The organism is Type-F symbiont of Plautia stali, assembly GCF_059731105.1.
Map to the genome: position 1 here is coordinate 372,822 of NZ_AP035909.1, position 13,613 is coordinate 386,434.

The following is a 13,613-nucleotide window of genomic DNA, read 5'->3' on the forward strand; positions in this document are numbered from 1 at the left end:
ACCTCACTCAGAGTAACTGGCCCATGTAGATGGCATTACTGCGCAGGATAGGGGTGAACCCCATACGCGTATAGAAGGCGCACACCTGCTCGTTCTGCAGGCTGACGCCAAGATGGACACCGCTGACCCCGGCGGCCCGCAGCGCCGCCAGCTCATGCTCAATCATCCGGCGACCCCAGCCCCCTTTCTGGGCGGCAGGCAGCAGGTTGATATGCAGATGCGCGGGCCAGCGGGTCACCAGCGTCTCCGCGGCCTGGTCGGGCTGACGGATGGCGTCGAGCACTTTACTGTCGAGCGGGGCGCTGGCGCTGCGGTCGCGATATTTCTCCTGCAGCTGCGGCCACCATTCGGCGTCGAGCTGAGCCTCAAACGCGCGGGTGTCAGGCACGGCCACAACGTAACCCTGCACCTCACCGTCACGCTCCAGCACAAAGGCGAAGTCAGGCGCAAACCGCGCGTAGGGCACGGCAAAACGCTGGCCGGGATAGTCGGGATCGGAGTAGAGCGCGCGGGCATCGCCACCGGCATCCGCTGTTTCCAGGCAGATACGGTAGAGCGCCGGGAAGTCCGCCGGTGTGGCCGGACGAATGACACCTTGATTCGCCATGGTGAATTCTCATGAGTGAGTGAAACGGTCAGGGAGTAAACAGATCCACAGGATAAAGTTACGTTAATGAATGTGGACTTAGTTTTCAAGATAGAATAATTCCCTTATCGCACTAACGCTGACGGTTAAGCAATCTTTCGTGGCGTCATGATGCACAACTGTGATCGCCAGCACGCCCGCAGGACGGCGGCTGGCGGCAGATTCAGCGCCGGTAAAAAGAGAAAAGTGTGAGCGTGATAGGATTTTCGTATGGTTTATCAGGGTGTTATTTTGTCATTATAGCCTGGCGATCTCCTGCTGTGAAAAGCGCGCGGGGCACGCTGCCGCCGCGGTTAACAGGCGTCAGACCAGCGTGATGTGCTGATATTCACGCCAGGTTGCTGTTTATTTGCGCGCGCTCACAGCGTTGCAATTCCCGCGGCAGGTTGTTTGACTTTATTTTTTTATTAAAGTAAGTATGAATCAGTGCGTTTGTGTGCGGCTTCAGCCTGCAGGATGTCAGGCGGTGAGATGCAGGGATGCCGATTCTGGTCTGAAGAAGGTGAGCATAATGTCTGTTTCCTCCGTTCGTTCGTTCCGAATTCGCAATGTGGGTCGGCTGCTGGCAGCGGGCCTGCTGGCAGGCAGCGTCTCGCAGGCCGCCCACGCCGCCGTGACCCTTAATGAGTGGGATATCTACAACTATCCGCAGCAGACCGCCGCGGTGGATGAGGGGATCAAAGAGTTCTCTCAGCAGAATCCCGGCATTGTTATCAACCGCTCGGTGCACTCCTTTGAAGATACCCGCATCCCGCTTAAGCTGGCGCTGACCGCCGGTGACGGCCCGCAGATTGCGCAGGTCAACCAGGGCGGCGGGGATATGGGCTCGCTGGTTAAAGATAAGCTGCTGCTGCCGCTCGACAGCTACGCAGCCAGCTATGGCTGGACGACCCGTTTTCCGGACTCGATTCTGAAACGTAACCGCTGGTCAGACAGCGGTGAATTTGGCAGCGGCAAACTCTACGGCATCGCCAGCCTGGGGGAGATGGTCGGGCTCTATTACAACAAAGCGCTGCTGGATAAAGCGGGCATTCCGGTGCCGAAAACGCTGGCAGAGCTGGAAAGCGCCATGGCGAAACTCAAATCGCAGGGCACCGCGCCGATGATGCTGGGGCTGCTGGACGGCAACATGGGCCAGCAGCTGCTCAGCACCCTGTGGCAGGCCCAGATCGAGAGCCGTGACCGTAAGACGCTGGATAACCTGATTTACGATGTGGGCGGCACCTTCAGGGACAGCAAGCTGGTCAACGCCGCCACCATGATGAAGAGCTGGACCGATAAAGGCTACTTCTTCCCCGGCTTCCAGGGCATTGGCCATGACGATGCCGCCACCCTGTTCCAGAACGGTCAGGCGGCGTTTCTGGTCAGTGGCACCTGGTATCTCGGCCAGTTCAAAGACAACAAAGATATTCACTTCGCGGCGATGCCTGCCGGTGAAGGTGTGAAGCAGCCGCTGATGGTGGGGGGCACCGATCTGGCGTTCTCCATCACCAGCACCGCCAAAGGCAAAGATCAGCAGGAGGGGGCGGCGAAGTTCATCAACTATATGGTCTCTGATGCCATGGCGAACCGCTGGCTGAAGGTCGGTTTCCTGCCCGCCAGCACCAACAAAGCGGCCACCATGCCAGCAGACAATCCGCTGCTGGCCGAGGCGTATCAGGTCTGGCTGACGCTCAATGAGTATGACGGTTTAGGTCATTACGTAGACTGGGCGACCCCGACCATGAATGCCGAGCTGAATCAGAATGCCCAGCTGCTGCTGGCGGGCCGTCAGACCGCCGATCAGATGGTGGTCAACTTTGATAACAACTATCAGCGTTACCTGAAAACCCTGAAACACTAAGCCGGAGGCCCGGCGAAGCGCCGGGCCTGAGCACTGTTCTGAGTCACGAGTAGGGTTATGTTGAATTTAAGCGGCTGGCGTAATTTTCTTTATGTGCTGCCTGCGGTGCTGGTCTATGCGGTATTTCTGCTCTTTCCGCTGCTGGCCTCGCTGGGCATCAGTTTTACCGAATGGGACGGCACCTCACTGCCGGTGTTCAGCGGCATCAGTAACTATATGCGGATGTTCAGCGATCCGGTGTTCTGGATTGCGCTGGGCAATAACGCCATCCTGATGCTGTTCTATACCCTGTTGCCTATCGGCGTTGGCCTGCTGCTGTGCAGTTTTCTCTATGAGACGCGCAACAACAAGGAACGCAGCGTCTTGCGCATTCTCTTTTTCCTGCCCTACATCATGCCGATGGCCGTGCTGGGGGTCGTGTGGCGCTGGCTCTATAACCCGGCGTTTGGCCCGATCGATCAGATACTGCGCGCCGTCGGCCTGCCGCAGCTGGCCCTGTCGTGGCTGGGTGATTTTACCTGGGCGCTGCCCGCGGTCGGTCTGGTCGCCACCTGGTACTTCTTCGGCTTCTGTCTGGTGCTGTTTATGGCGGGCCTGCAGCGTATGGACCCCTCCCTGCTGGAGGCGGCCGACCTGGATGGGTCGTCGCGCCGTCAGAAGTTTATGCGCATCACGCTGCCGGGTCTGCGACCCGAGCTGCGGATTGCCCTGCTGCTGACGGTGATCGCCAGCCTCAAAGCCTTCGATCTGGTCTATGTCATGACCCAGGGCGGGCCGGGCACCTCCACCATGGTCACCAACATCTTTATGTATAAGCAGGGCTTTGATCTGCACTACTTTGGCTATGCCTCGTCAGTGGCGGTGTTCAGCATGATCATTGTTCTGGGGATTAACTACCTGATCCATCTGGCCTTAAGGGAGCGTTACTGATGCGAAGCACGCCGGTCATTTCACGCGCGCTGATCTGGATCGTGGCGCTGATGACGATTCTGCCGTTTCTGATGGCGCTGATGACCTCATTCAAAACCCAGATGGAGCTGTTTCAGGGCGTCTTTACGCTGCCCGCGTCGCTGAATTTTAAAAATTACCTGACCGCGTGGCAGCAGGGACACTTCAACGTCTACTTCCTTAACTCTGTGCTGGTGGTGATCCCGGTGGTGCTGTTCAGCGTGCTGCTGGGCATTCTGGCCGGATTTGGCTTTGCCTGGCTGAAGATCCCCGGCAAAAAGGTGATAGCCGCGATGCTGGCGCTGGGGATGGTGCTGCCGAGTGAGGCCTTTATCATTCCGCTCTATCACGAGCTGCGCTGGATGGGGCTGACCAACACCTATCTGGCGCTGATCCTGCCGCAGATTGCCCTGTCGCTGCCCTTTACCACGCTGATGATCGCCAGCGCCTTTCAGCAGGTGCCGAAAGAGCTGGTGGAGGCAGCGGTGATGGACGGCGCGTCGCGGGTCAAAATCCTGTGGGGCATTCTGGTACCCGCTATCTGGCCAACCCTCTCCACGCTGGGGCTGCTGCTGTTTATCTGGACCTGGAATGAGTTCCTGATCCCGCTGATTCTGGTGAACAAAGATGAGCTGCGGACGCTGCCGATTGGCATGATGTTTTTCCAGAATAAAAATACCATCGACATTCCGGTGCTGATGGCGGGGGCGATGATTGTGATCATGCCGCTGATCCTGGTGTTCCTGATTTTCCAGCGCAAATTTATCAGCGGCGTGACGGAAGGGGCCGTGAAGTAATCTGTGACAGCCCGCACGAAACGGCGAACTGGCGGCCAGACAAAGGTTTGCTGCGCCGTTTCATGCTGCAATTTTTCCTCCTCAAACCTGCGGGAGACGCACCATGCACCTTTCCCTTGCTGATTTTCATCCTGCCGCCGACGGCGAAACCCCGGACACCGCGGTGCTGCAGCGCGCCCTTGACCAGATTGCGGCGGCGGGCGGCGGCCGTCTGACACTGCCTGCCGGACGCTATCGCAGCGGCTGCCTGAATCTGCCCTCAGACATTGAGCTGCATCTCGACGCGGGTGCGGTGCTGATCGCCAGCCAGCAGCTGGCTGACTATCAGGCGGTGCAGGCGCTGAGCTGCGCGGAGAAATCCCACAACGTGCTGCTCTACGCGCTGGGCCAGCGCAATATCACCCTCAGCGGCACCGGCCGCATTGATGGTGAGGGTGACGCCTGGTTTGCCGCTGAGCGTGATGCACAGGGCTATCGCCTGCCGCACGCTGACCGGCCACGCCTGATTGTGTTTGAAGATTGTGAGCAGGTGACGCTGACCGGCTTTACGCTGGTGCAGGCACCGATGTGGACGGTCCATCTGGTGAGCTGCCGCCATGTGCATATCGATCATCTCACCATCGACAACGCCATGACGATGCCCAACACCGATGCGCTGGATATCGACAGCTGCGAAGCGGTGTTTGTCAGCAACAGCTATTTCAGCGCCGCCGACGATGCCATCTGTATCAAAACCACCCATAAACCCGCCGCGCTGCGGCGGCCGGCGCGGCAGATTATGATCGCCAACTGCCTGCTGCGCAGCTACAGCTGCGCCCTGAAGATTGGCACCGAAACCTGGGACGATGTGGAAGATGTCACGGTAACCGGCTGCACTATTTTTGATTCGAACCGGGGGATTGGCATTCTGTCGCGCGACGGCGGCGCCATGCGGCGTCTGCTGTTCAGCAATCTGACGTTTGCCTGTCACCACGCGCCTCCCTGTCACTGGGGCAAAGCCGATCCGCTGCATATTTCGGTACGCCGCCGCGATCCCGCCATCACACCCGGCGTCGTGGAGCAGGTGCAGTTCAGTACCATAACCGGCGTGGCCGAGGGGGCGATTAACCTGCATGCGGCAGAACCGGGCTGGATACGCGATGTGGTTATCAGCCAGCTTCAGATGCAGCAGGCGGTGGCGTCATTGCCCCAGGGTCACTACGACATACGGCCGCCCTGCAACCCGGACGCCCCGACCGGCATGGGCCTGGATAACGCCTACCGGGTTGACCCGGCATCCGGTGAAGCATTTGGGGTTGAGCCCTATCCCGGCGGGCTGCCAGGGCTGTTTGCGCGCGGCGTAGAGAACCTGCACCTGCATAACCTGAACATCGTGCGGCCGGATCCCTTACCCGCAGGGTGGCATCCGGCGATGGTCGTCCGGCTACCGGAATAAGTGGCGCGGTGGTGTGAGGCTGCCGCCGGGGGCGGGCGGCAGCGTGATTCACTTACAGTGCGGCGGCGATGGCCGCTCCCAGCTCTACAGTACTGGCGCAGCCACCGAGGTCACGCGTCAGGTGCTCACCCGCCGCCAGCGTGCGTTCAATGGCGTCCAGAACCGCTTCGCCTGCCGCCTTGTAGCCGAGATGCTCCAGCATCATCGCACCACACCAGATCTGGCCGATGGGATTGGCAATGCCTTTACCGGCGATGTCGGGCGCGGAGCCGTGAACCGGCTCAAACAGGCTGGGAAAGAGACCCTCCGGGTTGATGTTGGCGGAGGGGGCAATGCCAATGGTGCCGGTACAGGCCGGGCCAAGGTCAGAGAGGATATCGCCAAACAGGTTGCTGGCGACGACCACATCGAACCAGTCCGGGTGCAGCACGAAGTTGGCGGTGAGAATATCGATGTGATACTTATCGACGCGAACCTCCGGGAACTGGCCGGACATCGCGTCGACGCGGCTGTCCCAGTAAGGCATGGTGATGGCGATGCCGTTGGATTTGGTGGCCGAGGTCAGATGTTTCTTCGGCCGGCTCTGCGCCAGCTGATAGGCAAACTTCAGAATGCGATCGACGCCGGTGCGCGTCATCACCGTCTCCTGAATCACCACTTCCCGATCGGTGCCGGGGAACATGGTGCCCCCCACGCTGGAGTACTCGCCCTCGGTGTTTTCGCGCACCACATAGAAGTCGATATCGCCCGGCTGGCGATTGGCCAGCGGCGCTTTGACACCGGGCATCAGGCGTACCGGACGCAGGTTGACGTACTGGTCGAACTCGCGGCGGAACTGTAACAGCGACCCCCACAGGGAGACGTGGTCAGGTACCACCTCCGGCCAGCCGACGGCGCCAAAGTAGATGGCATCGAAGGTTTTCAGCTGCGGGAACCAGTCGTCAGGCAGCATTTTGCCGTGCTGCTGCCAGTACTCAGCGCTGGCGTAATCAAACCACTCCCAGCGCAGCGGAATGTTAAATTTTTCGGCGGCGGCATTCATCACGCGGACGCCTTCCGGCATCACTTCTTTACCGATACCGTCGCCGGGGATCACGGCAATACGATGGATTTTCTCAGTCACAGGGCACCTTTCCGGTTGATGTTCGAATTGTGACCGCAGTATAACTGTCGCTTCCGGGGAAATAATGAGTCTGAAACGCAAACCAGTGTTGAATAAAAGTAGAGAATCCCGCACCTCCACCGATGACCTGGCCTTCTTTGTTCGCCTGGCCGGGCTGGAGAGCCTGACCGCAGCGGCACGTGAGCTGGGCCTGTCGCTGGCGGCCGTCAGCAAACGCCTGAGCCAGCTGGAGCAGCGTCTGGGCGTGCAGCTGCTGCGCCGCACCACGCGACGGCTGGAGCTGACGCCGGAAGGCCACCGTTATCTGGCTGGTGCCCGCCCGCTGCTCGATCAGCTGGTGGCGCTGGAAGAGGCGGTCAGCGGTGAAACCGCTCAGCTGCGCGGCTCGCTGAATATCAACGCTTCATTCGGGTTTGGCCGTCGCCATATTGCGCCGTGCGTCTCCGCCTTTGCCGCGCTGCATCCGCAGCTTGCGCTGTCTCTGCACCTCAGCAGCCAGCCGCTGAATTTTCTCGATGCGCACATCGATATCGATATTCGCGTCGGTGAGCCGCCCGACTCGCGGCTGGTGGCGCGTAAGCTGCGAACCAATCCGCGTATTCTCTGCTGTTCGCCCGCTTATGCTGCCCGGCACGGCCTGCCTGCGACGGTCAGCGAGCTGGCGGAACATAACTGCATTCTACTGCGTCAGCACGACAGCGATTTTACCCTGTGGCGACTGACCCGCGGTGAGCAGAGCATCAGCCAGAAGGTGCGCGGCAGCCTGATGACCAACGATGGCGAAGTGGCGATGCGGCTGGCGATGGATGGGCATGGCATTCTGCTGCGTTCCTGGTGGGATGCGCAGCACAGCCTCGCGGCGGGGGATCTGGTGCCGGTGTTGCCTGAATGGCAGGCACCCGATGGCGACATTTTTGCGGTCTGGCAGGCGCAGCGTCAGCTTCCGGCACGCGTGACGGCGTTCGTGGCGTTTCTGCAGCAGACGCTGCAGCAGGTGGAGGCGTAAAAAAGGCGGCATCGCTGCCGCCCTGCGTGTTATTTGTCGATGCCCTGCACCAGCACCACGCGATAGTTCGCCCCTTTCAGACGGTGCGCTTTGGCAGCCTGATATTCCGGGCTGTCATACCAGGCGTGCGCCGCTTCGCGGGTCGGGAATTCCAGAATCACCACGCCTTCCGCTTCCGGACCTTCCAGCGTTTCCAGCGCGCCATAAAAGGCGAGCGGATTGATCGGATGATCGCCGCGTGCCTGGCCCGCTTTCTCAGAATAGGTGTTCATTTCGTCCTGGTTCAGGGTGTTATCACGAATAAATACGACGTATGCACTCACAGGTTAGCTCCTTACGCTTTTTTATCCTGGGTCTGGGTATCGAAGTCAGCGGCATCATGACGCTCATGCAGCTGATCGGCCGGGTCGCCCATGACACGATTGACCTTGCGGCCACGAATAACGGCGGGACGCTGCGCGATCTCTTTCGCCCAGCGCACCACATTTTTATAGGACTGCACATCCAGGAAGTCCGCTGCGCCATACTGATCATTCAGCACCATGTTGCCGTACCACGGCCAGGTGGCGATGTCAGCGATGGTGTAATCCTCACCGGCCAGATAGCGATGATCCGCCAGCTGGCGGTCCAGCACGTCGAGCTGACGCTTCGCTTCCAGCGTGAAGCGGTTGATGGCGTACTCAATTTTTTCCGGCGCATAGTGATAGAAATGACCAAAACCGCCACCGAGGTAAGGCGCAGAGCCCTGCAGCCAGAAGAGCCAGTTCAGGGTTTCAGTGCGGCCGGCGATATCTTTTGGCAGGAAGTAGCCATACTTTTCCGCCAGATAGAGCAGGATATTGCCCGACTCGAACACCCGCAGCGGCGGGGTGACGGAGTGATCGCTCAGCGCCGGGATTTTTGAGTTCGGATTCACGTCCACAAACCCGCTGGAGAACTGATCCCCGTCGCCAATACGGATCAGCCAGGCATCATATTCTGCGTCGTTAACATTCAGCGCCAGCAGCTCTTCCAGCAGAATTGTCACTTTCTGACCGTTCGGCGTGCCGAGTGAGTAGAGCTGTAAAGGGTGTTTACCGACCGGCAGCGCTTTTTCATGGGTAGGACCCGCGAACGGACGATTAGTTTTCGCGCCGTTGCCTTTGGCTTCAGGATCCCAGTTCCAGACTGTTGCAGGCTGATATGCATTTTCCGACATAATAAACGTTCGCCTCGTGGTGTGATGTTTGTCTGGAGTGTAGCAGGTGCTGAAAAGGCGGTTTAACTCTGCTGGCTGCGTGAGGACGCGCGGCAACCCGTTGATGTCAGGGAGGCCGGGAAGGTGGAAAAAGGAAAAGCGGGGCGGTTATCGCCCCGGAGGATCACTGCCGGGCTGCATGGCTGCGGGGATCAGAGCAGTTCGCGCTCAATCCGTTCGCGGGTTTCAATGGCCTGAACTGACATCTTTTCCGGGTAGCCAAACAGCGAGGCCGCGATGATCGGCTCTCCGCCAACTTTGTAACGGCGTGTGGCAAAGCCGGTGTCGCGCAGGGTCTGAAAGAGGGTGTCGAAATCGACCTCACCTTCACCAACGCCGACGTGCTGATGAATAGTGGCGTCGACGCCTGGCGGATTGACGATGTAGCGGCAGTGGCGGGTGTGGTTCATGGTGTCGGCAATCAGCATATGGGAGAGATCGTCTCCGGCGTACTCCAGCATCGGTTTCACATCGCCTTTGCCTTTGTCATAGAAGAAGGTGTGCGGCGCACTGTAGATATACTTCACGTTATCGCTGCGGAACGACTTCACGATATCCACGGTTTCGTTGTTCTCTTCGCAGAAATCCCACGGATGCGCCTGAATTTCGACGCGTATCCCTTCACGTTCGAGGATCGGCAGCAGCTCCTCCATCGAGCGATAGAACATCTCTTCGCAGATTTCCGGCTCGTTTGGCGTGCCGGAGAGTTCGGTATTGATCACCGGTACTCCCATCTCAACCGCGATCTCAATCATCCGCTTCCAGTTCTTCACCGCCGCCTGACGACGCAGCTCATCCGGGCCGGACCAGCGATAGACGACGATAAACGAGGAGATCGCCAGGCCGGTCGCACGCAGCGCATTTTTATATTCGGTGATGATTTCGCGGCTGGCTTTGGGATGTTTATAAAACGGGTTGATCTGCGGATGCGGCGACTGTTCGATATATTGATATCCCCAGTCGGCGACCTGATGAACCATACGGGTGATGCCCAGCTCTTTAATCACATCCACATCAAAAGCGATTTTCATCTCTCTGCTCCGGCAAGGTTGAAGGAACGGTTCCTGAGTGAAGAGGACGCCTGTCTGCGCGCCGCTTTCGCACAAGCCTTTCACCGGTTTTAGCAAATGACTGTTTTAAAGAGAACGCAGAAAGAAACGGATGTTTCATTTTTGCGAAAGCGATCAACTTTGCGTGAGATTTTCTATCAAATAAATGAGAGAAAAAGGGCGTGCCGGGATAGAGTATTATCGTCAGTCACCACAACAGAGCGTGAAGAGGGAGAAACAGGATGCCAAAAGTGACGATGACCGCCGTTGCACAGGCGGCGGGCGTGGGGGTAGCCACGGTGGATCGGGTGCTGAACCGTCGCGCACCGGTGCGCAGCGCCACAGAGCAGAAGGTGATGGCGGCCGCCAGATCGCTGGGCTATCAGCTGACACAGGCCCACAGCCAGCATATCGCGTCGCCCGCCGCGCAGGCGTTACGCTTTGGCTTTATACTGCTGCCCGCGCGCTATTCGCTCTATCAGCAGCTGGGCGAGGCGCTGAAACAGCAGGCGGAGCAGCAGCAGCCTGCGGGCAGTGAACCGGTCTTCTGCTGGCATGATATTCATGACGTGGAGGCGGTTGCCCGTTCAGTGCGGCAGCTGGCGCAGTGCTGCGACGTGATCGCGCTGGTGGCGCTGGATCATCCGCTGATTCGTCACGCGATTCAGGATGTTTCGCGGCTTGGCGTGCGGGTTTACGCCCTGTTCTCCGACTTCTCCGCCTGTGAACATGCAGGCTTTATCGGCATCGACAGCCAGAAGGCGGGGCGCACTGCCGCCTGGATGGCCCGCCACCTGCTGCGCCGGCCTGGGTGCGTCGGCGTGCTGATCGGCGACCATCGCTTTACCTGTCAGGAGAGCAGCGAAATCAGTTTTCGCTCCTCCCTGCGGGAGTCGGGCATCAGCCAGCGCGTGCTGGAGCCGCTGAAAACACACGAGACGGCAGAGGGGGGCTACCAGGCCACCCGGGCGCTGCTGGAGAGTCATGATGATCTGGTCATGATTTATGCCCCCTGCGGTGGCATTGAGGGCGTGGTGCAGGCGCTGCGGGAGAGCGGACGCACGCAGATCGACCTGGTGTGCCACGGCCCGCTGCCTGGCGACGAGCTGGCGCTGATTGACGGCACCATCACGCTGATGCTGCGTCACCGTATTGAGGCGATGGCCGAAGCGGTGGTCTCGGCCTGTCTGAACGGGCGGATGGAGCCGCGGGATCACTTTGCGCAGATTACCGTGCCCTTTGAGATCGTGACACGGGAAAACCTGTAGAAAGAAGGTGTTAGCTTTTTAATGATAGAAAATTATCATTTAATGCAATTTTTAAAAGCGATATCTATCAAAAAATGAAACTTTCATCGTTGTCTGAGATGAAACGTTTGTTTGATACTGCCGGCAGTTCTTACTGCAGAGGCAGACACGATGACCTTTCACATTGCTAATGCGCCCTGTAGCTGGGGCGTGGACGATCCCGCCAATCCCTGGCTGCCACCCTGGCAGAAAGTCCTGACCGAGGCCGCGCAGGCGGGCTATCCGGCCATCGAACTGGGGCCGTGGGGCTACCTGCCCACCGATCCGGCTGAGCTGACCCGGCAGCTTGATGCGCATCAGCTTTCGCTGGTAGCGGGCACGATCTTTGACGATCTGGTCAGTGAGGCCCATTTCCCCACGCTGGTGACGCTGACCCACAACCTCTGCCGCACGCTCGCCCGTGTCCCGACAGCAGCGAAAACCCCGGGAGCCAGCGCGCCCTATCTGGTGATTATCGACTTCGGCAATCCGGAACGGGCGAAATATGCCGGTCAGTCAGAGAAGGCCCCCCGGCTCTCCGCAGATGCGTGGCAGCGCATGATGCAGCACATCACCATTCTGAGCGACATTGCCTGGCGGGAGTATGGCGTGTGGCCGGTGATCCATCCGCACGCGGGTGGCTGCATCGAATTCGCCGACGAGCTGGCGCAGCTGGTCAGGGATATTCCGCATCAGGTCGCGGGGCTGTGCCTGGATACCGGCCATCTCTGTTACGCCGGGATGGACCCGGTGGCGGCGCTGCAAAAGTACTGGACGCGCATCGACTATCTCCATTTTAAAGATGTGAATCTGCGGGTCTGGCAGGACGCCATCACGCGCGGAGTCGACTTCTTCACCGCCTGCGCGGAGGGCGTCATGTGCCCGCTGGGCCAGGGCGCAATCGACTATCCGGCCGTGCATGCGCTGCTGACGGAACGCCATTACCGCGGCTGGATCACCATTGAACAGGAGCGTGACCCACGCCATGCCGACACCAGCCTGCGCGATGTGAAAGCCAGCCTGGACTATCTCCGATCAACAGGATTCTGAGGGCAACAGCATGATTAACGGAAAAAAAGCGGCTAATCGCTCACTGCGCTGGGGGATGATCGGCGGCGGCGGCACCAGCCAGATCGGCTACATCCACCGTTCGGCGGCGCAGCGTGACGGTAACTTCACGCTGCTGGCGGGCGCCTTTGATATTGATGCCGGGCGCGGACGCGAGTTTGGTCAGGCGCTGGGCGTGGCGCCCGATCGCTGCTATCCCGATTACGCCAGCCTCTTCGCCGGCGAGGCTGCGCGGGAAGAGGGGATTGAAGCGGTGTCCATCGCCACGCCAAACAACACCCACTTTGCCATCTGTCGGGCAGCGCTGAATGCCGGACTGCATGTGGTGTGTGAGAAGCCGCTCTGTTTTACGGTCGATGAGGCCGATGAGCTGGAGCAGCTCAGCCGGGAGAAGCAGAAGATTGTTGGCGTCACCTACGGCTACGCCGGACATCAGCTGATCCATCAGGCCAGAGAGATGATCGCGGCAGGGGCGCTGGGCGAGATTCGCATTGTGAACATGCAGTTTGCTCACGGTTTCCATAATGAGGCGGTGGAGCTGCAGAGTGAAAGTACCCGCTGGCGGGTAGACCCGCGTTTTGTCGGGCCGAGCTATGTATTAGGCGATCTGGCCACGCATCCGCTGTTTATCGCCGAAACCATGCTGCCGCAGCTGAAGATGACGCGGCTGCTCTGTGCGCGCCAGAGCTTTGTTGCCTCGCGCGCGCCGCTGGAGGATAACGCTTTTGTGATGATGGAGTATGACAACGGCGCGGTCGGCACGCTCTGGGCCTCGGCGGTCAATGCCGGTTCCATGCACGGGCAGAAGATTCGCGTCGTTGGCGCGAAAGCCAGCCTGGAGTGGTGGGATGAGCAGCCCAACCAGCTGCGCTATGAAGTGCAGGGCGAGCCGGTGCGGATTCTGGAGCGTGGCATGGGCTATCTCACCCCGCGCGCGCTGGAAGAGGATCGCATCGGCGGCGGGCATCCGGAGGGGCTGTTTGAGGCCTGGTCAAATCTCTATCGCCGCTTCGCGCTGGCGATGGACGCCACCGATCGCCGCGACACCGCTTTCCTGCAGGATTTCTGGTATCCCGATGTGCATGCCGGGTTAACCGGCGTGCGCTGGGTCGCGCAGTGCGTGAAATCGGCAGAGGCGGGCGCGGTCTGGGTGGCGTGCGCGTGAGCCGCTGACA

13 protein-coding genes are annotated in these 13,613 nt (G+C 59.7%); 8 read left to right on the plus strand and 5 right to left on the minus strand.

Annotation, left to right across the window (positions count from 1 at the left end; all coding sequences use genetic code 11):
- Positions 1-7: 7 nt before the first annotated feature.
- A complete protein-coding gene (locus AC6I7A_RS01640) occupies positions 8-607 on the minus strand; it encodes a GNAT family N-acetyltransferase (protein ID WP_046101048.1) in 600 nt (199 codons plus the stop codon).
- 550 nt (positions 608-1,157) lie between these two features.
- Between AC6I7A_RS01640 and AC6I7A_RS01645 the strand changes: the two genes are divergently transcribed.
- From AC6I7A_RS01645 to AC6I7A_RS01660, 4 genes are all read left to right on the plus strand, one after another.
- The gene (locus tag AC6I7A_RS01645) at positions 1,158-2,489 is read left to right on the plus strand and encodes an ABC transporter substrate-binding protein (protein ID WP_058957021.1); all 1,332 of its coding nucleotides are present in this window, start codon (positions 1,158-1,160) and stop codon (positions 2,487-2,489) included.
- 57 nt (positions 2,490-2,546) lie between these two features.
- Positions 2,547-3,419, plus strand: a complete 873-nt coding sequence (locus AC6I7A_RS01650; RefSeq protein ID WP_009092534.1) for a carbohydrate ABC transporter permease — start codon at positions 2,547-2,549, stop codon at positions 3,417-3,419.
- On the plus strand, positions 3,419-4,234 hold the full coding sequence (locus tag AC6I7A_RS01655; RefSeq protein ID WP_058957022.1) for a carbohydrate ABC transporter permease: 816 nt from the start codon (positions 3,419-3,421) through the stop codon (positions 4,232-4,234). Before AC6I7A_RS01650 ends, AC6I7A_RS01655 begins: the two co-directional genes overlap by 1 nt.
- 103 nt (positions 4,235-4,337) lie before the next feature.
- Complete coding sequence (locus AC6I7A_RS01660) at positions 4,338-5,669, plus strand: glycoside hydrolase family 28 protein (protein WP_058957023.1); 1,332 nt, start codon at positions 4,338-4,340, stop codon at positions 5,667-5,669.
- Positions 5,670-5,721: 52 nt separating this feature from the next.
- Here the strand turns inward: AC6I7A_RS01660 and AC6I7A_RS01665 are convergent, their stop codons facing one another.
- Positions 5,722-6,792 (minus strand): tartrate dehydrogenase, encoded by a 1,071-nt coding sequence (locus tag AC6I7A_RS01665; protein WP_058957024.1) that lies wholly within the window; start codon positions 6,790-6,792, stop codon positions 5,722-5,724.
- Between the two features lie 64 nt (positions 6,793-6,856).
- Here AC6I7A_RS01665 and AC6I7A_RS01670 point away from each other — a divergent pair, with 64 nt between their 5' ends.
- Positions 6,857-7,798, plus strand: a complete 942-nt coding sequence (locus AC6I7A_RS01670; protein WP_058957025.1) for a LysR family transcriptional regulator — start codon at positions 6,857-6,859, stop codon at positions 7,796-7,798.
- Positions 7,799-7,827: 29 nt separating this feature from the next.
- Here AC6I7A_RS01670 and AC6I7A_RS01675 read toward each other — a convergent pair whose 3' ends face one another.
- From AC6I7A_RS01675 to AC6I7A_RS01685, 3 genes are all read right to left on the minus strand, one after another.
- Positions 7,828-8,121 (minus strand): DUF1330 domain-containing protein, encoded by a 294-nt coding sequence (locus tag AC6I7A_RS01675; RefSeq protein WP_009092527.1) that lies wholly within the window; start codon positions 8,119-8,121, stop codon positions 7,828-7,830.
- Positions 8,122-8,132: 11 nt separating this feature from the next.
- Positions 8,133-8,996 carry a glutathione-dependent disulfide-bond oxidoreductase gene (gene yghU, locus AC6I7A_RS01680; protein WP_058957026.1) on the minus strand — a complete coding sequence of 288 codons (864 nt, stop codon included), beginning with the start codon at positions 8,994-8,996 and terminating at the stop codon, positions 8,133-8,135.
- 191 nt (positions 8,997-9,187) lie between these two features.
- Complete coding sequence (locus AC6I7A_RS01685) at positions 9,188-10,066, minus strand: sugar phosphate isomerase/epimerase family protein (protein ID WP_009092524.1); 879 nt, start codon at positions 10,064-10,066, stop codon at positions 9,188-9,190.
- Between the two features lie 260 nt (positions 10,067-10,326).
- Here AC6I7A_RS01685 and AC6I7A_RS01690 point away from each other — a divergent pair, with 260 nt between their 5' ends.
- The 3 genes from AC6I7A_RS01690 (at position 10,327) to AC6I7A_RS01700 (ending at position 13,603) form a co-directional block, all read left to right on the plus strand.
- Complete coding sequence (locus AC6I7A_RS01690; RefSeq protein ID WP_058957027.1) at positions 10,327-11,352, plus strand: LacI family DNA-binding transcriptional regulator; 1,026 nt, start codon at positions 10,327-10,329, stop codon at positions 11,350-11,352.
- A gap of 150 nt (positions 11,353-11,502) precedes the next feature.
- Complete coding sequence (locus AC6I7A_RS01695; protein ID WP_058957028.1) at positions 11,503-12,420, plus strand: TIM barrel protein; 918 nt, start codon at positions 11,503-11,505, stop codon at positions 12,418-12,420.
- Between the two features lie 10 nt (positions 12,421-12,430).
- Positions 12,431-13,603: a Gfo/Idh/MocA family protein gene (locus AC6I7A_RS01700; protein WP_058957029.1), complete on the plus strand. Its 1,173-nt coding sequence runs from the start codon at positions 12,431-12,433 to the stop codon at positions 13,601-13,603.
- Positions 13,604-13,613: the final 10 nt, after the last annotated feature.

Coding starts and splice junctions, on each gene's coding strand:
- AC6I7A_RS01655 (WP_058957022.1), top strand. CDS start 3,419: ATGCGAAGCACGCCGGTCATTTCACGCGCGCTGATCTGGATCGTGGCG.
- AC6I7A_RS01660 (WP_058957023.1), top strand. CDS start 4,338: ATGCACCTTTCCCTTGCTGATTTTCATCCTGCCGCCGACGGCGAAACC.
- yghU (WP_058957026.1), bottom strand. CDS start 8,996: ATGTCGGAAAATGCATATCAGCCTGCAACAGTCTGGAACTGGGATCCT.
- AC6I7A_RS01700 (WP_058957029.1), top strand. CDS start 12,431: ATGATTAACGGAAAAAAAGCGGCTAATCGCTCACTGCGCTGGGGGATG.
- AC6I7A_RS01685 (WP_009092524.1), bottom strand. CDS start 10,066: ATGAAAATCGCTTTTGATGTGGATGTGATTAAAGAGCTGGGCATCACC.
- AC6I7A_RS01645 (WP_058957021.1), top strand. CDS start 1,158: ATGTCTGTTTCCTCCGTTCGTTCGTTCCGAATTCGCAATGTGGGTCGG.
- AC6I7A_RS01695 (WP_058957028.1), top strand. CDS start 11,503: ATGACCTTTCACATTGCTAATGCGCCCTGTAGCTGGGGCGTGGACGAT.
- AC6I7A_RS01690 (WP_058957027.1), top strand. CDS start 10,327: ATGCCAAAAGTGACGATGACCGCCGTTGCACAGGCGGCGGGCGTGGGG.
- AC6I7A_RS01640 (WP_046101048.1), bottom strand. CDS start 607: ATGGCGAATCAAGGTGTCATTCGTCCGGCCACACCGGCGGACTTCCCG.
- AC6I7A_RS01670 (WP_058957025.1), top strand. CDS start 6,857: ATGAGTCTGAAACGCAAACCAGTGTTGAATAAAAGTAGAGAATCCCGC.
- AC6I7A_RS01650 (WP_009092534.1), top strand. CDS start 2,547: ATGTTGAATTTAAGCGGCTGGCGTAATTTTCTTTATGTGCTGCCTGCG.